General features: G+C 72.3%; 11 protein-coding genes and 1 pseudogene. 5 read left to right on the forward strand and 7 right to left on the reverse strand.

The annotated features are described in order from the left end of the window. Positions 1-15: 15 nt before the first annotated feature. Positions 16-2,586, forward strand: coding sequence for an aminopeptidase N (gene pepN, locus GHR20_RS23840; RefSeq protein WP_153814331.1), 2,571 nt, complete (start codon positions 16-18; stop codon positions 2,584-2,586). Positions 2,587-2,671: 85 nt separating this feature from the next. Here pepN (GHR20_RS23840) and GHR20_RS23845 read toward each other — a convergent pair whose 3' ends face one another. After that, positions 2,672-3,691, reverse strand: a complete 1,020-nt coding sequence (locus GHR20_RS23845) for an aspartate-semialdehyde dehydrogenase (RefSeq protein ID WP_153814332.1) — start codon at positions 3,689-3,691, stop codon at positions 2,672-2,674. Between the two features lie 1,055 nt (positions 3,692-4,746). Between GHR20_RS23845 and GHR20_RS23850 the strand changes: the two genes are divergently transcribed. Further along, positions 4,747-6,501: a TIGR03767 family metallophosphoesterase gene (locus tag GHR20_RS23850; protein ID WP_153814333.1), complete on the forward strand. Its 1,755-nt coding sequence runs from the start codon at positions 4,747-4,749 to the stop codon at positions 6,499-6,501. Positions 6,502-6,529: 28 nt separating this feature from the next. On the opposite strand, the gene GHR20_RS23855 is transcribed toward GHR20_RS23850, so the two are convergent. After that, complete coding sequence (locus GHR20_RS23855) at positions 6,530-7,330, reverse strand: helix-turn-helix transcriptional regulator (protein ID WP_153814334.1); 801 nt, start codon at positions 7,328-7,330, stop codon at positions 6,530-6,532. Positions 7,331-7,445: 115 nt separating this feature from the next. On the opposite strand from GHR20_RS23855, the gene GHR20_RS23860 reads away from it, so the two are divergent. Continuing rightward, positions 7,446-8,183 carry an SDR family oxidoreductase gene (locus GHR20_RS23860; RefSeq protein ID WP_111586192.1) on the forward strand — a complete coding sequence of 246 codons (738 nt, stop codon included), beginning with the start codon at positions 7,446-7,448 and terminating at the stop codon, positions 8,181-8,183. A 17-nt stretch (positions 8,184-8,200) separates the two neighbouring features. On the opposite strand, the gene GHR20_RS23865 is transcribed toward GHR20_RS23860, so the two are convergent. After that, a complete protein-coding gene (locus GHR20_RS23865) occupies positions 8,201-9,262 on the reverse strand; it encodes a hypothetical protein (protein ID WP_148023772.1) in 1,062 nt (353 codons plus the stop codon). Positions 9,263-9,518: 256 nt separating this feature from the next. Continuing rightward, positions 9,519-12,116 (reverse strand): aminopeptidase N, encoded by a 2,598-nt coding sequence (pepN, locus tag GHR20_RS23870; RefSeq protein WP_153814335.1) that lies wholly within the window; start codon positions 12,114-12,116, stop codon positions 9,519-9,521. A gap of 140 nt (positions 12,117-12,256) precedes the next feature. Here pepN (GHR20_RS23870) and GHR20_RS23875 point away from each other — a divergent pair, with 140 nt between their 5' ends. Further along, positions 12,257-12,919: a DsbA family protein gene (locus tag GHR20_RS23875; protein ID WP_111586189.1), complete on the forward strand. Its 663-nt coding sequence runs from the start codon at positions 12,257-12,259 to the stop codon at positions 12,917-12,919. Positions 12,920-13,094: 175 nt separating this feature from the next. Here the strand turns inward: GHR20_RS23875 and GHR20_RS23880 are convergent. Further along, a pseudogene (locus tag GHR20_RS23880) lies at positions 13,095-14,116 on the reverse strand (NAD(P)-dependent oxidoreductase). A 214-nt stretch (positions 14,117-14,330) separates the two neighbouring features. Beyond that, positions 14,331-14,978, reverse strand: a complete 648-nt coding sequence (locus GHR20_RS23885) for a superoxide dismutase (RefSeq protein ID WP_111586187.1) — start codon at positions 14,976-14,978, stop codon at positions 14,331-14,333. Positions 14,979-15,085: 107 nt separating this feature from the next. Between GHR20_RS23885 and GHR20_RS23890 the strand changes: the two genes are divergently transcribed. Then, positions 15,086-15,850, forward strand: a complete 765-nt coding sequence (locus GHR20_RS23890) for an HAD family hydrolase (RefSeq protein WP_194858973.1) — start codon at positions 15,086-15,088, stop codon at positions 15,848-15,850. A gap of 22 nt (positions 15,851-15,872) precedes the next feature. On the opposite strand, the gene GHR20_RS23895 is transcribed toward GHR20_RS23890, so the two are convergent. Beyond that, entirely contained in the window at positions 15,873-17,255 is a 1,383-nt protein-coding gene (locus GHR20_RS23895) for an amino acid permease (RefSeq protein WP_111586186.1), read from the reverse strand. Positions 17,256-17,332: the final 77 nt, after the last annotated feature.

Genomic DNA, 17,332 nt, shown 5'->3' on the forward strand with positions numbered 1-17,332 from the left:
CGAGGAGATGACCGCGTGCCTGGCACAAACCTGACTCGCGAAGAGGCGCGGCAGCGGGCTGAGCTGCTCAACGTTGACTCGTACGAGATCGATCTCGACCTCTCCGGCGCGCAGGAGGGCGGTACCTACAGGTCCGTGACCACGGTGCGCTTCGACGTCGCCCGTACCGGGGCGCAGTCCTTCATCGACCTGGTGGCCCCGGCCGTCCACGAGGTCGTGCTCAACGGCGATCCGCTGGAGCCGGCCGAGGTGTTCGCGGACTCGCGGATCACGCTGCCGGGTCTGCTGGAGGGCCGCAACGTCCTGCGGGTCGTGGCCGACTGCGCCTACACCAACACCGGCGAGGGCCTGCACCGGTTCGTCGACCCGGTCGACGAGCAGGCGTACCTGTACACCCAGTTCGAGGTCCCGGACGCGCGCCGCGTCTTCGCGTCCTTCGAGCAGCCGGACCTGAAGGCCACCTTCCAGTTCACCGTGACGGCGCCCGACGGCTGGACGGTGGTGTCGAACTCGCCGACCCCCGAGCCGGTCGGCAACGTCTGGACGTTCGCGCCGACGCCCCGCATCTCGTCGTACATCACCGCGCTGATCGTCGGCCCGTACCACTCGGTGCACAGCGCCTACGAGAAGGACGGCCAGAGCGTGCCGCTCGGCATCTACTGCCGGCCCTCGCTCGCGGAGTTCCTCGACTCGGACGCGATCTTCGAGGTCACCCGCCAGGGCTTCGACTGGTTCCAGGAGAAGTTCGACTGCGCGTACCCCTTCGAGAAGTACGACCAGCTGTTCGTCCCCGAGTTCAACGCGGGCGCGATGGAGAACGCCGGCGCGGTCACCATCCGCGACCAGTACGTCTTCCGGTCCAAGGTGACCGACGCGGCGTACGAGCTGCGCGCGGAGACGCTGCTGCACGAGCTGGCCCACATGTGGTTCGGCGACCTGGTCACCATGGAGTGGTGGAACGACCTGTGGCTGAACGAGTCGTTCGCCACCTACACCTCCATCGCCTGCCAGGCCGCCGCCCCCGGCTCGCGCTGGCCGCACTCGTGGACCACGTTCGCCAACTCCATGAAGACCTGGGCGTACCGGCAGGACCAGCTGCCCTCCACGCACCCGATCATGGCGGACATCCGCGACCTGGACGACGTCCTCGTCAACTTCGACGGCATCACCTACGCCAAGGGCGCCTCCGTCCTCAAGCAGCTGGTGGCCTACGTCGGCGAGGACGAGTTCTTCAAGGGCGTGCAGGCGTACTTCAAGCGGCACGCGTTCGGCAACACCCGCCTGTCCGACCTGCTGGGCGCCCTGGAGGAGACCTCCGGACGCGACCTGAAGACCTGGTCGAAGAAGTGGCTGGAGACCGCCGGGATCAACATCCTGCGGCCCGAGGTCGAGACGGACGCCGACGGGGTCGTCACCTCCTTCGCCGTGCGCCAGGAGGCCCCCGCGCTGCCCGCCGGCGCCCAGGGCGAGCCGACCCTGCGCCCGCACCGCATCGCGATCGGCCTCTACGACCTCGACGCGGCCGGCAAGCTGGTCCGCGGTGAGCGCATTGAGCTGGACGTGGACGGCGAGCTGACCGCCGTACCGCAGCTGACCGGCAAGGCGCGTCCGGCCGTGATCCTGCTCAACGACGACGACCTGTCGTACGCCAAGGTCCGCCTGGACGAGCAGTCCCTCGCGTTCGTCACCGAGCACCTCGGCGACTTCGAGGCGTCCCTGCCGCGCGCCCTGTGCTGGGCCTCCGCCTGGGACATGACGCGGGACGCCGAGCTGGCCACCCGCGACTACCTCTCGCTGGTGCTGTCCGGCATCGGCAAGGAGTCCGACATCGGCGTCGTGCAGTCGCTGCACCGCCAGGTGAAGCTGGCCATCGACCTGTACGCCGACCCGGCCGCCCGTGAGCCCCTGCTCACCCGCTGGACCGACGCCACGCTCGCGCACCTGCGCAGCGCCGAGGCGGGCGGCGACCACCAGCTGGCCTGGGCGCGGGCCTTCGCGGCGACCGCCCGCACCCCCGAGCAGCTGGACCTCCTGGAGGCCCTGCTGGACGGCTCCCAGACCATCGAGGGCTTGGCCGTGGACACCGAGCTGCGCTGGGCGTTCGTGGAGCGCCTCGCGGCCGTCGGCCGGTACGACGAAGCGGAGATCGCCGGCGAGTACGAGCGGGACAAGACCGCCGCGGGCGAGCGGCACGCGGCCACCGCCCGCGCGGCCCGGCCTACCGAGGAGGCGAAGGCGGAGGCGTGGACCTCGGTGGTCGACTCCGACAAGCTGCCGAACGCCGTGCAGGAGGCCGTGATCGGCGGCTTCGTGCAGACGGACCAGCGCGAGCTGCTGGCGCCGTACGCCGAGCGGTACTTCGAGGTCGTCAAGGACGCCTGGGACTCCCGTTCGCACGAGATCGCCCAGCAGATCGCCGTCGGCCTCTACCCGTCGCTCCAGATCTCCGGCGAGATCCTGGACCGCACGGACGCCTGGCTGGCCTCGGCCGAGCCCGGCGCGGCCCTGCGCCGCCTGGTCTCGGAGTCCCGCGCGGGCATCGAGCGCGCGCTGAGGGCCCAGGCCGCGGACGGCGCCGCCAAGTAGCGACGGCGAGCGGTACGAGGAACGAGCGGTACGAGGAAGGGGCGCCCGGCGGTTTCGCCGGGCGCCCCTTTCGTCGGTGCGGGGGTTACTTGGCGGACAGCTCCGCCGCGACCAGCTCCGCGAGCTGCACCGCGTTCAGCGCGGCGCCCTTGCGGAGGTTGTCGTTGGAGACGAACAGCGCGAGACCGTTGTCCACCGTCTCGTCGCCGCGGATCCGGCCGACGTACGACGGGTCCTGCCCGGCCGCCTGGAGCGGGGTCGGGATGTCCGAGAGGGCGACGCCCGGGGCCTTCGCGAGCAGCTCGGTGGCGCGCTCCGGGGAGATCGGGCGGGCGAAACGGGCGTTGATCTGGAGGGAGTGGCCGGAGAAGACCGGGACGCGCACACAGGTGCCGGAGACCTTCAGGCTGGGGATCTCCAGGATCTTGCGGGACTCGTTGCGGAGCTTCTGCTCCTCGTCGGTCTCGTTCGCCCCGTCGTCCACGATCGAGCCGGCCAGCGGGAGCACGTTGAAGGCGATGGGGCGCTTGTAGACGCCGGGCTCGGGGAAGTCGACCGCCGCGCCGTCGTGGGTCAGCTTGTCGGCCTCGGCGGCGACCTTCTGCACCTGGCCGTGCAGCTCCGCCACGCCCGCGAGCCCGGATCCGGACACCGCCTGGTACGTCGCGACGACGAGGCCCTCCAGGCCCGCCTCCTCGTGCAGCGGCTTGAGGACCGGCATCGCGGCCATGGTGGTGCAGTTCGGGTTGGCGATGATGCCCTTGGGGCGGTCGGCGATCGCGTGCGGGTTCACCTCGGCGACGACCAGCGGCACCTCGGGGTCCCGGCGCCACGCCGAGGAGTTGTCGATCACCACGGCGCCCTGCGAGGCGACCTTTTCGGCCAGCGCACGGGAGGTCGCGCCGCCCGCGGAGAAGAGCACGATGTCGAGGCCGGAGTAGTCGGCGGCCGCCGCGTCCTCCACCGTCACGCCGTCCAGGACCGTCCCGGCCGAGCGGGCCGAGGCGAACAGGCGCAGCTGCGTGACCGGGAAGTCGCGCTCCACGAGGATCCTGCGCATGACCGTGCCGACCTGTCCGGTGGCTCCGACGATTCCGACCCTCACGACGACTCCCTCTGTCCGTTTCCTGCCTGGCCCCGGGATGACCGGGGCGTTTCCATCATGCGGCCGACCCCGGTCCACCTGTCCAATTTTCTGCGACAGGTGCCCGAGGAGTGGGACACCATCGGCCGCGGGGACGGTTCCGGGTTCCACGGCGTCCCCTCGCCGCCCCTGCCCCTACGGATTCCGGTCATACGACGATGTGACGTACGCCTCTGTCCATCGCCCGGGCCGGTCCGAACATTTCCGCCCGCCCCCGCGTCGTAGGCGCGTCGCAGGGCGTCCCGGGTGCTGTCCCTCGCCCTCGGACAGGGCCTGGACGAACACACGGCGGTCCGCGCCCTGCGCGGCTGGCGGAGGAGCTGGACCCCCCTGAGGAGGCGCGGGGAACCGCGACCCGCCCCGCGCACACCACGGACCCCGCGCACACCACGGCCCCCGTGCATCCCGTACGGATCGCAAATTCCGCCGCCCCCTCCCCACCGCCCTCGCCGTCGCCGCGTGCCTCTCCCTCTTCGCCGGGATCGGCTGGCTCGCGGCCCACCCGGGCGGCGGGGGTGTCGCGGCGGGCGGGGCCGACCAGGGGGCCAAGAGGGCGCGGCCCGGCGAGGACGCGCGGCGCCCGGCCTGTGCCGTGACCGTCGTGGAGGGGACCGGGCCAGGGTCGAGCCCCGGGGGAGCGGCGACAAGGTCACCGTGACCGTCGTACGGCCGTACGAGCCCGCCCGTGGACCGGCCGAGGTCGCCTTCCCGCTCGGCGGGGACGCGCGCCCGGATCGAGGCGGCACCGCACGAGTCCCGGAGCATGTGCCCGGGCGCCGGAAAGGCTCCCGTACCCCGGTAGTTGAACGGAAGGCGACCGGCCCCCGGCGGGGCACGGACGAGTCCGTGGCCGGGCCGGGGGCCATAGATCCACGTACGGTGATCGGCGCCCCGAGTTGCCGTGGCGTTCGCATAGATGCCATCCCCGTTGCCAACAGTCCTTAGCAAGCGGGACGTTCGCGTCCGTGACGGCCCGCGGCCACTGCCGACGCGTTCGCACCCGGGGAGACCGCACCATGTCGCGCCTACGCTCTGCCGCCACCTCCGCCGCGGGGGTCGACCGCCGTACCGTCCTCACCGCCGTCGGAGCGGCCTCGCTCGCCGCGGGCGTCGGCTTCGCCCTGCGCCCCACCGACAGCGAGGCCGCCACCGCCACCGCCGCCCCCGGGCAGGCCCCGGTCGCCCAGTCCCGGCCGGCCGCCGCCGCACCGCTCGCCCCCTACCGCACGGGCACCACCCTGGCCAGCGTCTCCACCGCGCGCGGCTCCGGTTACCGGCGCCTCGCCGACGGCCCCGGCTGGCAGCGCGTGGTGCGCACCGAACTGGCCAGGCCCAAGGTCGGCCGCGACAAGCGCCGCCACGCCCTCGCCGCGTTCGTGCAGTTCACCGACCTGCATCTGCAGGACGTGCAGCACCCGCTGCGCCTCGAGTACCTGCGCGCCGCCCACCAGGACGTCTGGCGGCCGCACGAGGCGCTCACCGTGCCCGGCGCCGTCTCGCTGGTGGAGCGGGTCAACGCGCTGCGCGGCGCCCCCGTCACCGGCGCCCCGCTCCAGTTCGTGATGACCACCGGCGACAACACCGACAACAACGCCCGCTCCGAACTGGAGTGGTTCATGAAGGTGATGAGCGGCGGCCGCATCACCCCCAACAGCGGCGACCCGAGACACTACGAGGGCGTCCAGAACAGCGGCCTGTCCCTGTACTGGCAGCCCGAGTCCACCGCCGGGGACAGCGACAAGGCGCTCGGCTTCCCGCACCTGGACGGCTTCCTGGCCGCCGCGATCCGCGAGGTGCGCAGCCCCGGCCTGAACCTCCCCTGGTACTCCACCGTCGGCAACCACGACGCCCTCCCGCTCGGCATCTACGGCGCCCGCGGCGACCAGTACCTCGCCGAGGCCGCGATCGGCGGCAAGAAGCTGTTCAGCGTGAGCGCCGCCGACGCCAAGAAGCTCCAGGACTCCATCTGGAGCGGCAAGGACCCCAAGGGCGCCGCCTACCGCGACTTCCTCAAGTCCCAGGCGAGCGGCATGCGTTCGGTCACGGCCGACGAGTCGCGCGCCCTGTACACCCCGGCCGAGTACCTCAAGGCCCACCTGGACCCCGCCCACCAGGGCCACGGCCCGGCCGGGCACGGCTACTCCTCGGCGAACCTCGACGCGGGCACCCAGTACTACGCCTTCCGGATCGCCGAGGACGTCATCGGCGTCAGCCTGGACACCACTGACGCGGGCGGCCACTACCAGGGGTCCGTCGGGAGCGCCCAGCTGAAGTGGCTGGAGAAGACCCTCCAGGACAACAAGGGCTCCCACGTCGTCGTCTTCAGCCACCACACCAGCGACTCGATGACCAACACCCGGCCCGACCCGGCCCGGTCCGAGCTGCGGCACACCGGCGCCGAGGTGGTCTCCCTGCTGGCCCGGCACGCCCATGTGCTGGCCTGGGTCAACGGGCACAAGCACGAGAACGAGATCACCCCGCACCGCAACAGCGCGGGCGGCGCCTTCTGGGAGATCTCCACCGCCTCGCACATCGACCATCCGCACCTGGCCCGCATCATCGAGCTGGTCGACAACAAGGACGGCACGATCTCCCTGTTCACCACCCTGATCGAGTCCGCCGCCCCGGCCCGCACCGACTTCACCGACCTCTCCCAGACCGGACTGGCCTCCCTCTACCGGGAGTTGGCCTTCAACGCCCCCGGCGCGAAGACGAACCTGGCGGGCACCTCGGTCGACCGCAACACGGAACTGGTCCTCAAGAAGCGCTGACGCGCGCCGGGCCCCGCGGCGACCCGGGTCAGCCGGTGCGATCCCGGTCCTCGGCGTACACCACCAGCGTCTGGTCCGGCTGTTCGGCCAGGTGGAACGCGGTGTAGGCGAACTCCACCACCCCGCGGCCCGGGACCCGCAGCCGCTTGCGTCCGCCGCGCCGGGGCTGCACGTCGTACTGCGGCCACCAGGCGCGTGCCTCCGCGCTGCCCGCCGTCAGCTCGTCGGCCAGCCGGGTGTAGCGGGGGTCGCCCGGGTGGCGTCCGGCCAGGGTCCGCAGCCGGGCCAGCAGGCCGCGCGCCTCGGGCTCCCAGTCGACCACGACCTCCCGGGCCGCGGGTTCGAGGAACACCCAGCGGGCGAAGTTCGGCGGCCGTTCCCCGGCGGCGGTGAGGCGCGGGAACAGGTCGGCGGCGGCCCGGTTGCGGCTGAGCACGTCGTAGGTGCCGCCGATGAGGTACGCCGGGTGCGGCTGGAGCAGGAGCGGTACGGCGGCCGCGTCGGCCGCGAGCGGTTCGCTTTCCCCGGTCTCGGGCGCGGGCGCGTGACCGGCGAGGCGCAGCAGGTGGGCGCGTTCGTGCCGGTCGAGCCGCAGGGCCGTGGCGAGGGCGTCGTACACCTGGTCCGAGGCCCGCACGTCCCGGCCCTGTTCGAGGTACGTGTACCAGGTGGCGCTGATCCCGGCGAGCAGCGCGAGTTCCTCCCGGCGCAGACCCGGGGTGCGCCGCCGGCCGGTGTGCGGCAGCCCGACCTGGTCGGGGGTGATCCGCTCCCGGCGGCTGCGGAGGAAGGCGGCCAGCTCGCGGCGTCGGTCCGGCGGTCGGGGCATGTGGATGGCAGTCCTGGTTCCAGAATAAACGGGTTCTGGATACCAGGCTAAGCCCGTCACAGACTGGAGGTTCGAGAAGTAATCAGAACAAACCAGAACAAACTTGGGAGAGAACGTGTCGGGAATCGAGGGCAAGGTCGTGGCGGTCACGGGGGCCGGCTCCGGCATCGGCGAGGCGACCGCGCTGCTGCTCGCCGAGCGGGGCGCGCGGCTCGTCCTGGGGGCGCGCCGGACCGAGCGCCTGGCGGACCTGGTGGCGCGGATCGAGAAGGCGGGCGGCACCGCCGTACAGCTCCGCACGGACGTGACCCGGAGCGAGGACCTGCGCGCGCTGGTCGCCCTGGCCGGTGAGCGGTTCGGCCGGCTCGACGTGCTGGTCGCCAACGCCGGGGTCGGCACCATCTCGCCGCTCGACGATCTGCGGGTCGAGGAGTGGGACCGGATGATCGACGTCAACATCAAGGGCGTGCTGCACGGCATCGCCGCCGCGCTGCCCGTCTTCCGGGCCCAGGGCAGCGGCCACTTCGTCACCGTCGCGTCCACGGCCGCGTTCCGCGTCGCACCGGCCATGGCGGTCTACTCCGGGACGAAGGTCGCGGTCCGCGCCATCTGCGAGGGGCTGCGCCAGGAGGCCGGCGACGCGCTGCGGGTGACCACCGTCTCGCCCGGCGTCGTCGCGACCGGATTCGCCGAGGCGTCGACGAACCCGGGGGTCCGCGCGCGGATCACGGAGATGCGGGACCGGATCGCGATCCCGCCCGAGGCGATCGCCCGGGCCGTCGCGTTCGCCGTCGAGCAGCCGGAGTCCGTCGACGTGAACGAGATCGTCGTCCGCCCCACCGCCCAGGGCTGACCCGGAAGGGGCCCGGACTACCGGGGCAGCACCACCACATGGGCGGCGGGCTCGCGGTCGTCCGCCGCCATCAGGGCCGTACGGACCACCGCGGCCTGCTGCTCCATCGCGTCCCTGAGCTTCCTCGGGGTCAGATGGACGACCGTGATGCCGAGCCGCTCCAGGTGCTCCCGCTTGCGGGCGTACCGCGCCCACTCCGTCTCCTCGTCGCACTCGCCCTCCGGATGACCGTGCCGCGCCCGGGTGTCCAGCTCGACCGCGACCGCCTGGTCCGGCCAGTACGCGTCCAGCGCGCCGAGGCGGGGCCCGCCGGGCAGCCGCAGGTCGACGTTCCACAGCGGGTCCGGCAGCCCGTGCTCGCGCACCATCCGGTACAGCCGGTTCTCCGCGATCGCGCGGCTCTCCGCCACCAGCGAGTCCACCGCGTCCCTCACCTGCGGCAGCCCGAGCAGCTTCGCGTTCGTCAGCTCCCGCACGACGGCGGCGGGTTCGCAGTGTCCGTCGCGCACCGCCTCGGTCAGCAGCCGCCGTACGGCCGCCCCGTCCCGCAGCTGGGCCACCGCGTCCGCCAGCGCCCGCGCCACCGGCGCCACCGGCAGTCCGGTCACGGTGGCGGGCTCGGGCAGCTCGGCGGTGCGCAGGACGCGGACGTAGCCGGTGGAGCGCAGCCGGCGCTGCCGGGGCACCAGGACGTCGACCTGCTCCAGGTCCGACAGGGGCGTGCGAGTGAAGCCGTACAGGGCGAGCGCCGCGTGGCCGGTGAGCACCGCGCCCGGGTAGGGCGGCCGGTGCGCGTGCCGCCCGGTCGGCTGGACCGGGACGCCCGGCGCGGGCTCCCGGGCCGCGTACCGCAGGGCGCCGTGCAGCCGCTCCTCGCTCGTCGGCGGCCCCGGGTGCAACAGGTAGACGTGCGGCAGCAGTTGGGACCAGGGCCCGCCCGGGCGGCAGCGTCCGGAGAGTTCGGCCGCGGTCACCCCGTGGGCGCGCAGCTGGGCCGCGGTCAGGACCCGCTGATGGGGCTCGGTGAGCGGGCCGAGGTGACCGAGGGGGCGGGAGGAGAGCGGTGCATTGTGCGTCATGCCCTTCGGATGCCCACCCTTGGTCCCCCTTTAACCGCTGTTACACGGTCGTCGAGGAATGCGGACAAGGTAGTACTAAAGGTCAGGTGTTCGGATGCCGAAAGGGCACCGGAAACCCCTGGTCCGCGCGGGTGCGGACCAGGGGTTACGGCCTGGCGGGTACGGGTCCCGTAACGGTCACCGACCGCCGAAGCTCAGGCCAAAGCCCGGCTCAGGCCAAAGCCCGGCTCGGGCCCATGGCCGGTCGGGCCCCGGGTCAGCCGGCCTGCGCGTCGCGCTCCTGCGCGCGCAGGGCCCGCGCCAGGTCGTCCCGCGCCTCCAGCACCAGCCGCCGCAGCGCCGGCGCCGTGTCCTCGTGCGCCGCGAGCCACGCGTCCGTCGCCGCCAGCGTCTCGGACCGGTCCTGGAGGGCCGGGAACAGCCCGCTGACGATGTCCATGCCGATCTGGATCGAACGCTCCCGCCAGAGCCGGTTGATGGCCGCGAAGTACTTCTCGGCGTACGGCGCGGTCAGCTCCCGCTGGGAGGGCTGGTCGAAGCCCGCGATCGTGGCCTCCACCAGCGCGTTCGACAGCGTGTCGGACTCCACCACCTGCGCCCACGCCTGCGCCTTGACCGCCGCCGACGGACGGGCCGCCAGGCAGCGCACCTGGTGGCGCTTGCCGGACGCGGTGTCGTCCCGGGCCAGCTCGGCGGCGATCACGGACTCGTCCGCGCCGCCGTGGGCGGCCAGCGGGCCGAGGAACGCCCAGCGCAGCTCCTGGTCCACCTCCAGGCCATCGATCGACGTGGTGCCGTCCAGCAGCTCCCTCAGCAGCGCGAGGTCCGGCTCGGCCGAGGCCGTCGAGGCGAAGAAGCGCGCCCAGGCCAGCTGGTGCTCGCTGCCCGGACCGGCCGCCCGCAGCTGACGCAGCGCGCCCTCGGCGAGCAGCGCGCCCCCCGTCTCCCGCCAGCCGGGGGCGGCGTAGCGGTCCAGGGCGGTGTGGGTCCAGGCGTGCAGCATCTGGAGCACACCGATGTCGGACTCGCGGCTCGCGAACCGCAGCACCAGGGCGATGAAGTCCCGGGCCGGCAGCAGCGCGTCCCGGGTCAGGTTCCACAGCGCCGACCAGCACAGCGCCCGCGCCAGCGGGTCGGTCAGCTCGCCCAGGTGCTCCCGGAGCGTGTCCAGCGAGGCCGCGTCGAAGCGGATCTTGCAGTAGGTGAGGTCGTCGTCGTTGACCAGCACCAGGTCCGGGGCCTCGGCGCCGGCGAGGTCCGCCACGACCGTGCGCGGGCCCTCCACGTCCGTCTCCACCCGCGCGTACCGCTCGAGGGCGCCGCCCTCGGTCAGCCGGTACAGGCCCACCGCGACCCGGTGCGGGCGCAGCTCGCCACGCGGCGGAGCCGCCTGATCGGATTCGGCGGGCTCGGCGGCCTCCTGGAGCACCGCCAGCTCGGCGACGCGGGAGTCCTCCAGGAGCACCTGCGGGGTCAGCGAGTTCACCCCGGCCGTCTGGAGCCAGGACCGCGACCAGGCCGTCATGTCCCGGCCGCTGGTCTCGCCGAGAACCGACAGCAGGTCCTCCAGGCGCGTGTTGCCGTACGCGTGCCGCTTGAAGTAGCGGCGGGCGCCCTCCAGGAACGCGTCCTGGCCGACGTACGCCACCAGCTGCTTGAGGACGGAGGCGCCCTTGGCATAGGTGATGCCGTCGAAGTTCAGCTTGGCGTCCTGGAGGTCGCGGATGTCCGCGGTGATCGGGTGCGTGGACGGCAGCTGGTCCGCGCGGTACGCCCACGCCTTGCGGCGGTTGGCGAAGGTGATCCAGGCGTCCTTGAAACGGGTCGCGCCGACATTGCCGAACGTGCCCATGAAGTCCGCGAAGGACTCCTTCAGCCACAGGTCGTCCCACCAGGCCATGGTGACCAGGTCGCCGAACCACATGTGCGCCATCTCGTGCAGGATCACATTGGCGCGGGCCTCGTACGACGCCTGCGTCACCTTCCCGCGGAAGATGTACTCCTCGCGGAAGGTCACCAGGCCCGGGTTCTCCATCGCGCCCAGGTTGTACTCCGGCACGAACGCCTGGTCGTACTTCCCGAACGGGTACGGGTAGTCGAAGTTCTCGTGGAAGAAGTCCAGGCCCTGCTTGGTGACCAGGAAGACGTCGTCGGCGTCGAAGTGCGGCGCGAGCCCCTTGCGGCACATCGCGCCCAGCGGGATCTCCAGCGTCGTACCGTCCGCGAACGTCCGGGAGTAGGAGTCCGTCACATAGTGGTACGGCCCCGCCACCACGCAGGTGATGTACGTCGAGATCGGCTTCGTCTCCGCGAACTTCCAGACACCTTGGGTGAGTTCACCGGCGCCGTTGCTCCACGCGGTCCAGCCCTCGGGCGCGCGCACCTCGAAGCGGAAGGGCGCCTTGAGATCCGGCTGCTCGAAGCCCGCGAACACCCGGCGGGAGTCGGCCGGTTCGTACTGCGTGTAGAGGTAGACCTCGCCGTCCTCGGGGTCCACGAAGCGGTGCAGGCCCTCACCGGTGCGGGAGTAGGCGCACTGGGCGTCGACCACCAGCTCGTTCTCCGCGGCCAGGTCCTCCAGGGCGATCCGGGCGCCGTCGAAGACCTCGCTCGGGTCCAGGTCCTTGCCGTTGAGCGACACCGCGGTCACGCTCGGCGCGATCAGGTCGGCGAAGCTGGACGCGCCCGGCTCGGCGCAGCGGAAGCGGATCGTGGTGACCGAGCGGAAGGTGCGCGGCTCCCCGTCCGCGTCGCCGACGGCCGACCTGAGGTCCAGGGACACGTCGTATCCCTCGACGGACAGCAGTGCGGCCCGCTCCCGGGCCTCGTCGCGGGAAAGATTCTCACCGGGCACGGCGGCACTTCCTTGTGATCGCGTGATGGAGGGCTGAACAGGACCGATCCTGCCATGTGGCCCTGACCGGAAGCACCGGGGAATGCCCTCCGGAACGACATCGTTGATCCCTCAAGAAGACCGTTCCGCTGAGGAGAACCATGTCCGAGACCCCGTCTCCGTCCGGCAAGACCCCCGTCGACTTCTGGTTCGACCCGCTGTGCCCGTGGGCCTGGATGACCTCCCGCTGGGTCCTGGAGGTGGAGAAGCTCCGGGACATCGAGGTCCGCTGGCACGTCATGAGCCTGGCCGTCCTCAACGAGGACAAGCTGGACACGCTGCCCGAGGAGTACCGGGAGATGCTCGCCGTGCGCGCCTGGCAGGGCGTCCGGGTGGTCACCGCCGCCTGGCAGAAGCACGGCCAGGAGGTCGTCGGCCCGCTGTACACCGCGCTGGGCACCCGCATCCACAACAACGGCGAGGGCGCCACCCTGGAAGCCATCGCCGGGGCCCTCGCCGACGTCGGCCTGCCCGCCGAGCTGATCGACTACGCCGAGCAGCAGGACTTCGAGTTCGACGCCGAGCTGCGCGCCTCCCACAAGGAGGGCATCGACAAGGTCGGCCAGGAGGTCGGCACCCCGGTCATCGCCGTCCCCGGCGAGGACGGCGAGCAGATCGCCTTCTTCGGCCCGGTCGTCACCCCCGCCCCCAAGGGCGAAGAGGCCGCCCGCCTCTGGGACGGCACCCTGGCCGTCGCCTCGGTCCCGGGCTTCTACGAGATCAAGCGGACGCGGACGAAGGGCCCCGACTTCAGCAACCTGTAGCCGCGATGCCGGGCCCGTTCCGACACCGGGCCCGGCCGTTCCCCCAGGGGCGCGGGGAACGGTGCGACCAGCCACAACGCACCCGCACCCGGCCACACACCCGCACCCCCTACGGCGCCACAACGCACCCGCACCCCCCCGCGGCGAGCCTCCGCCCACCGCACCGCGCCACGGCTCACGTAAGACAGTGCGCGAGCGATTCCCCCCGCACCCACCGCCCCACCTCCGCCGCCGCGATCCGCGCCCCCTTCTCCGCCACCGCCCGGCTCGCCCCGCCGACATGCGGCGTCAGCACCACCCGCCCCCGACCGTCCGCAGCCGCGAGTCCGCCGGCAGCGGCTCGTCGGCGTACGTGTCCAGCGCCGCCACCGCGAGCCGCCCGTCCTCCAGCGCGTCGCACAGCGCCCCCTCGTCCAGCAGCGCCCCCCGCGCCGCGTTCACCACCACCGCCCCCGGCGGCAGCAGCGCCAGCTCCCGCGCCCCGATCAGCCCCCGCGTCTCCTCGGTGAGCCGGGCATGCAGACTGATCACCCGCGAGCGCCGCAGCAACGCGTCCAGCGAGGCCATCCGCAGCCCGTGCATCTCGCCGCGCGCGTACGGGTCGTACACCATCACCCGCGCCCCGAGCGCCCCCAGCACCCGCGCCACCCGGCTGCCGACCGCGCCGTACCCGATGAGTCCGACGGGCAGGTCCTCCACCTCCAGGCCGCTGTGCTCGTACGCGTAGTACCGCGACCCGGCCCAACTCCCCTGCGTGGCAAGGCGGTCATGGGCCTGCGGGATGCGTCGCAGGGCGGCGAGCAGCAGTCCGAGGGTGAACTCGGCCGTCGCCGCGGCCTTGCGGCCGGGCGCGCAGCAGACCCGGACCCCGTGCGCGCGGGCCGCGTCGAGGTTGACGTTCACCGGACGGCCCCGGCAGAGCGCGACCAGCCGTAACTCGGGGCGGGCGGCGAGCACCCGTTCGGTGACCGGTGCCATCTGGGTGACGAGGACGTCCGCGCCGGCGAGGGCCGCGATCAGCTCCTCCTCCGCGCCGCTGGCCTCCTCCACCTCGGCGACCGTGCCGAACGGTCTCTGCGGCCAGCCGAGCGTCAACTCCCGTACATCGCAGTGGGCTTGCCTGGCCAGCGCGGCCGTGATCAGCGAGGGGAGCACGAAGCCATCACCGGCGGCCAGTACCCGCACACTGGAGGTCATCACAGGAACACAGGTTGTAATGATCGCCCGAGGGGCGTCAATCCCCGGTGTGTGGGGAAAGCGGGAAGACTCGAACTCGCCCTGTGCGTGACGCGGAAGGCCCTCCGCGAGTCATGTCCTCGCGGAGGGCCTCCCCTCATCCGCCTGCCGCCGTGAAGGGTGAGAAGACGATCACGAGGCAGGGCGCTTCAGCGGCGCGCGGGGCGCGCCGGGCTCACGGGGCCAGCAGCAGCGTGTTCGCGCGGGAGGTGGCGGCCTCGTAACGGCGGGCCACGTCCTGCCAGTTGACGACGGCCCACATGGCGTCGATGAAGTCGACCTTCTGGTTCTTGTACTGGAGGTAGAAGGCGTGCTCCCAGGCGTCGAAGACCAGGATCGGGGTGGCGCCCTGGCCGACGTTGCCCTGGTGGTCGTAGACCTGCTCCACGATCAGCCGCCCGCTCAGCGGCTCGTACGCGAGGACGCCCCAGCCGGAGCCCTGCGTGGTGGCCGCTGCCTTGGTCAGCTGGCCCTTGAGCCCGGCGAAGGAGCCGAAGGACTCCTTGATCGCGTCGGCGAGCGTGCCCACGCCGTCGGCGGCCAGCGGCTCGCCGCCGCCGTCCTTCGGACCGGTCATGTTCTGCCAGTAGATGCTGTGCAGGATGTGCCCGGAAAGGTGGAAGGCCAGGTTCTTCTCCAGGCCGTTGATCGAGCCCCAGGACTCCTTGTCCCGCGCCTCGGCCAGCTGCTCCAGCGTGTCGTTGGCCCCCTTCACATAGGCCGCGTGGTGCTTGTCGTGGTGCAGCTCGATGATCTCGGGGCTGATCACGGGAGCCAGCGCGGAGTAGTCGTAGGGCAGCTCGGGCAGCGTGTAGACGGGCATGGGTGATCGCCTCCGGGACCTTATTGCAAACTGCTTGCAACTACACGCTAGCAACAACTGCACGGGGGCGACAGGAAGGCTCCCCTTAGTGTCGATACGATCGCGCGGTGATCATTTCCAGCGTCCGCACCACGGTCTTCGACGTCGACGGCACGCTCTGTTTCGACGGCCGGACGATCGACGGCCGCATCCGCGCCGCCATCGAGAGCTGCGAACGCGCGGGCCACCACCTGGTCTTCGCCTCCGCCCGGCCGGTCCGCGACCTGCTGCCGGTGCTCGGCGGGGCCTTCCCCGCCGCCACGCTGATCGGCGGGAACGGCAGCCTGGTCTCCGTCGGCGGCGAGGTCCGGGCACGGGCCGCGTTCGAGCCCGGCGACCTCGGCAAGCTGCTGATCGAGGCCGACCGCTACCGCGCGGGCTACCTCGCCGACGGACCGTGGGACTACGCCTACACCGGACCGGCCGGCCACCCGGTCCTCGGCCGCGTCGACCAGGGCCGCCTCGCCCGCCGGGTCGAGCTCGCGGAGCTTGCCCGCGTGGTGAAGTTCCTCGTGGTCGAGGCGACCGACATGCCCGCCCTCGCCGAGGCGGGCCGGGTGCTCGGCATGACCGTCCACCACCATCTCGACGAGGCGATCATCGACTTCGCCCCGGGCACCACGAACAAGTGGGAGGCCCTCACCTCCCTGGGCATCGACCGCTACGACGCGTTCGGCAACGACATCAACGACCTCGACCTGCTGCGCCACGCGCACCACTCGGTCCGGGTCGGTGCCCACCCGGCCCTGGACGGCATCGCCCGGGTCACCGTCGCCCCGGACCCCGGGGCCGTCGCCGCCGAGATCTCCCGGCTGGCCGCCGCGCTGCGGTAGCCGCCGTACGCCCGCTCCCGGGTCAGCGCTTGGCGCGCACCCGCTGCCAGACGTATCCCGCCGCCGCGAGCACGACCGTCATCGTGCCCGAGGCGTAGAGCTGGACCCGGGTGTCGGGCTGCCGGGCCATCAGGACGAAGACCGCGGCCATGCCCGCGAGCGCCACCCAGGTGAGGTACGGGAACGCCCACATCCGCACGACCAGCTTCTCCGGGGCCTCGCGTTCGATGCGGCGGCGCAGCAGCAGCTGGGAGACGGCGATGAAGATCCAGACGACCAGGATCACCGCGCCGATCATGTTCAGCAGCCACGGGAAGACGTCATCGGGCCGCCAGTAGCTCAGCAGCACGCAGACGAACCCGACCACGCAGGAGGTCAGCACCCCGATCCGGGGCACCCCGCCGGACACCTTCGCCAGCACCTTGGGGCCCTGGCCGCGCTCGACCAGGGAGTAGGCGATGCGCGAGGAGCCGTAGATGTTGGCGTTCATCGCGGACAGCAGGGCCACGAACACCACGACGTCCATCAGCCGGCCCGCGCCCGGGATGCCGAGATGGTCCAGGGTCGCCACGTAGGGGCCGCGCGCCACGACCTCCGGGTCGTTCCATGGGACCAGGGCGACGACGACGGCCATGGAGCCGACGTAGAAGACCGCGATCCGCCACATCGCCGTCTTCACCGCGCGCGCCACGCCCCGCACCGGGTCCTCGGACTCCGCCGCCGCGATGGTGACCGTCTCCAGGCCGCCGTAGGCGAAGACCGAGGCGAGCAGGCCGATGACCAGGCCCTGGCCGCCGTGCGGCAGGAAGTGGCCGAGGTGGGCGGTGCCGGGGGAGTCCGTGCCGGGCAGCACCCCGGTGAGGGCGAGCACGCCGAGCACCAGGAACAGCGAGATCGCGCCGACCTTGAGCGCGGCGAACCAGAACTCGAACTCGCCGAAGTTCTTCACGGCGGCCAGGTTCGTGCCCAGGAAGACCACCATGAACAGGGCGACCCACATCCACTGCGGGCTGCCGGGCACCCAGCCCTGCGCGATCTTCGCCGCGCCGATGCCCTCCAGGCCCACCGCGGTGCACAGCAGCACCCAGAACGACCATCCGGCGGCGAACCCGGCCCAGGGCCCGATCGCCCGCTCGGCGTGGGCGGAGAAGGAGCCCGAGGACGGGTACGCGGCCGACATCTCGCCGAGCATCCGCATGACCAGCGTCACCAGCAGCCCGGACAGGGCGTAGGCGATCACGATGGACGGTCCGGCGGCGGCGATGCCCGCGCCCGACCCGACGAACAGGCCCGCGCCGATCACCCCGCCCAGGGCGATCATCGACAGATGGCGCTGCTTGAGGCCGTGGGAGAGGGCGGGGGTCTCCGCCAGGCGTGGGGTGTCCGAGCGGGTGGGGCTGGGCATGGGCGCGGCTCTCCCGATGCGATAGGCGGGCAATAGGCGGGCAAAAACTAACCCAGTCTGGGCGGCCCGTCCGCTCA

It is taken from the genome of Streptomyces sp. SUK 48, assembly GCF_009650765.1.
Classification (GTDB): Bacteria; Actinomycetota; Actinomycetes; order Streptomycetales; family Streptomycetaceae; genus Streptomyces.

Coding starts and splice junctions, on each gene's coding strand:
- GHR20_RS23895 (WP_111586186.1), bottom strand. CDS start 17,255: ATGCCCAGCCCCACCCGCTCGGACACCCCACGCCTGGCGGAGACCCCC.
- GHR20_RS23885 (WP_111586187.1), bottom strand. CDS start 14,978: ATGCCCGTCTACACGCTGCCCGAGCTGCCCTACGACTACTCCGCGCTG.
- GHR20_RS23850 (WP_153814333.1), top strand. CDS start 4,747: ATGTCGCGCCTACGCTCTGCCGCCACCTCCGCCGCGGGGGTCGACCGC.
- GHR20_RS23865 (WP_148023772.1), bottom strand. CDS start 9,262: ATGACGCACAATGCACCGCTCTCCTCCCGCCCCCTCGGTCACCTCGGC.
- GHR20_RS23855 (WP_153814334.1), bottom strand. CDS start 7,330: ATGCCCCGACCGCCGGACCGACGCCGCGAGCTGGCCGCCTTCCTCCGC.
- GHR20_RS23875 (WP_111586189.1), top strand. CDS start 12,257: ATGTCCGAGACCCCGTCTCCGTCCGGCAAGACCCCCGTCGACTTCTGG.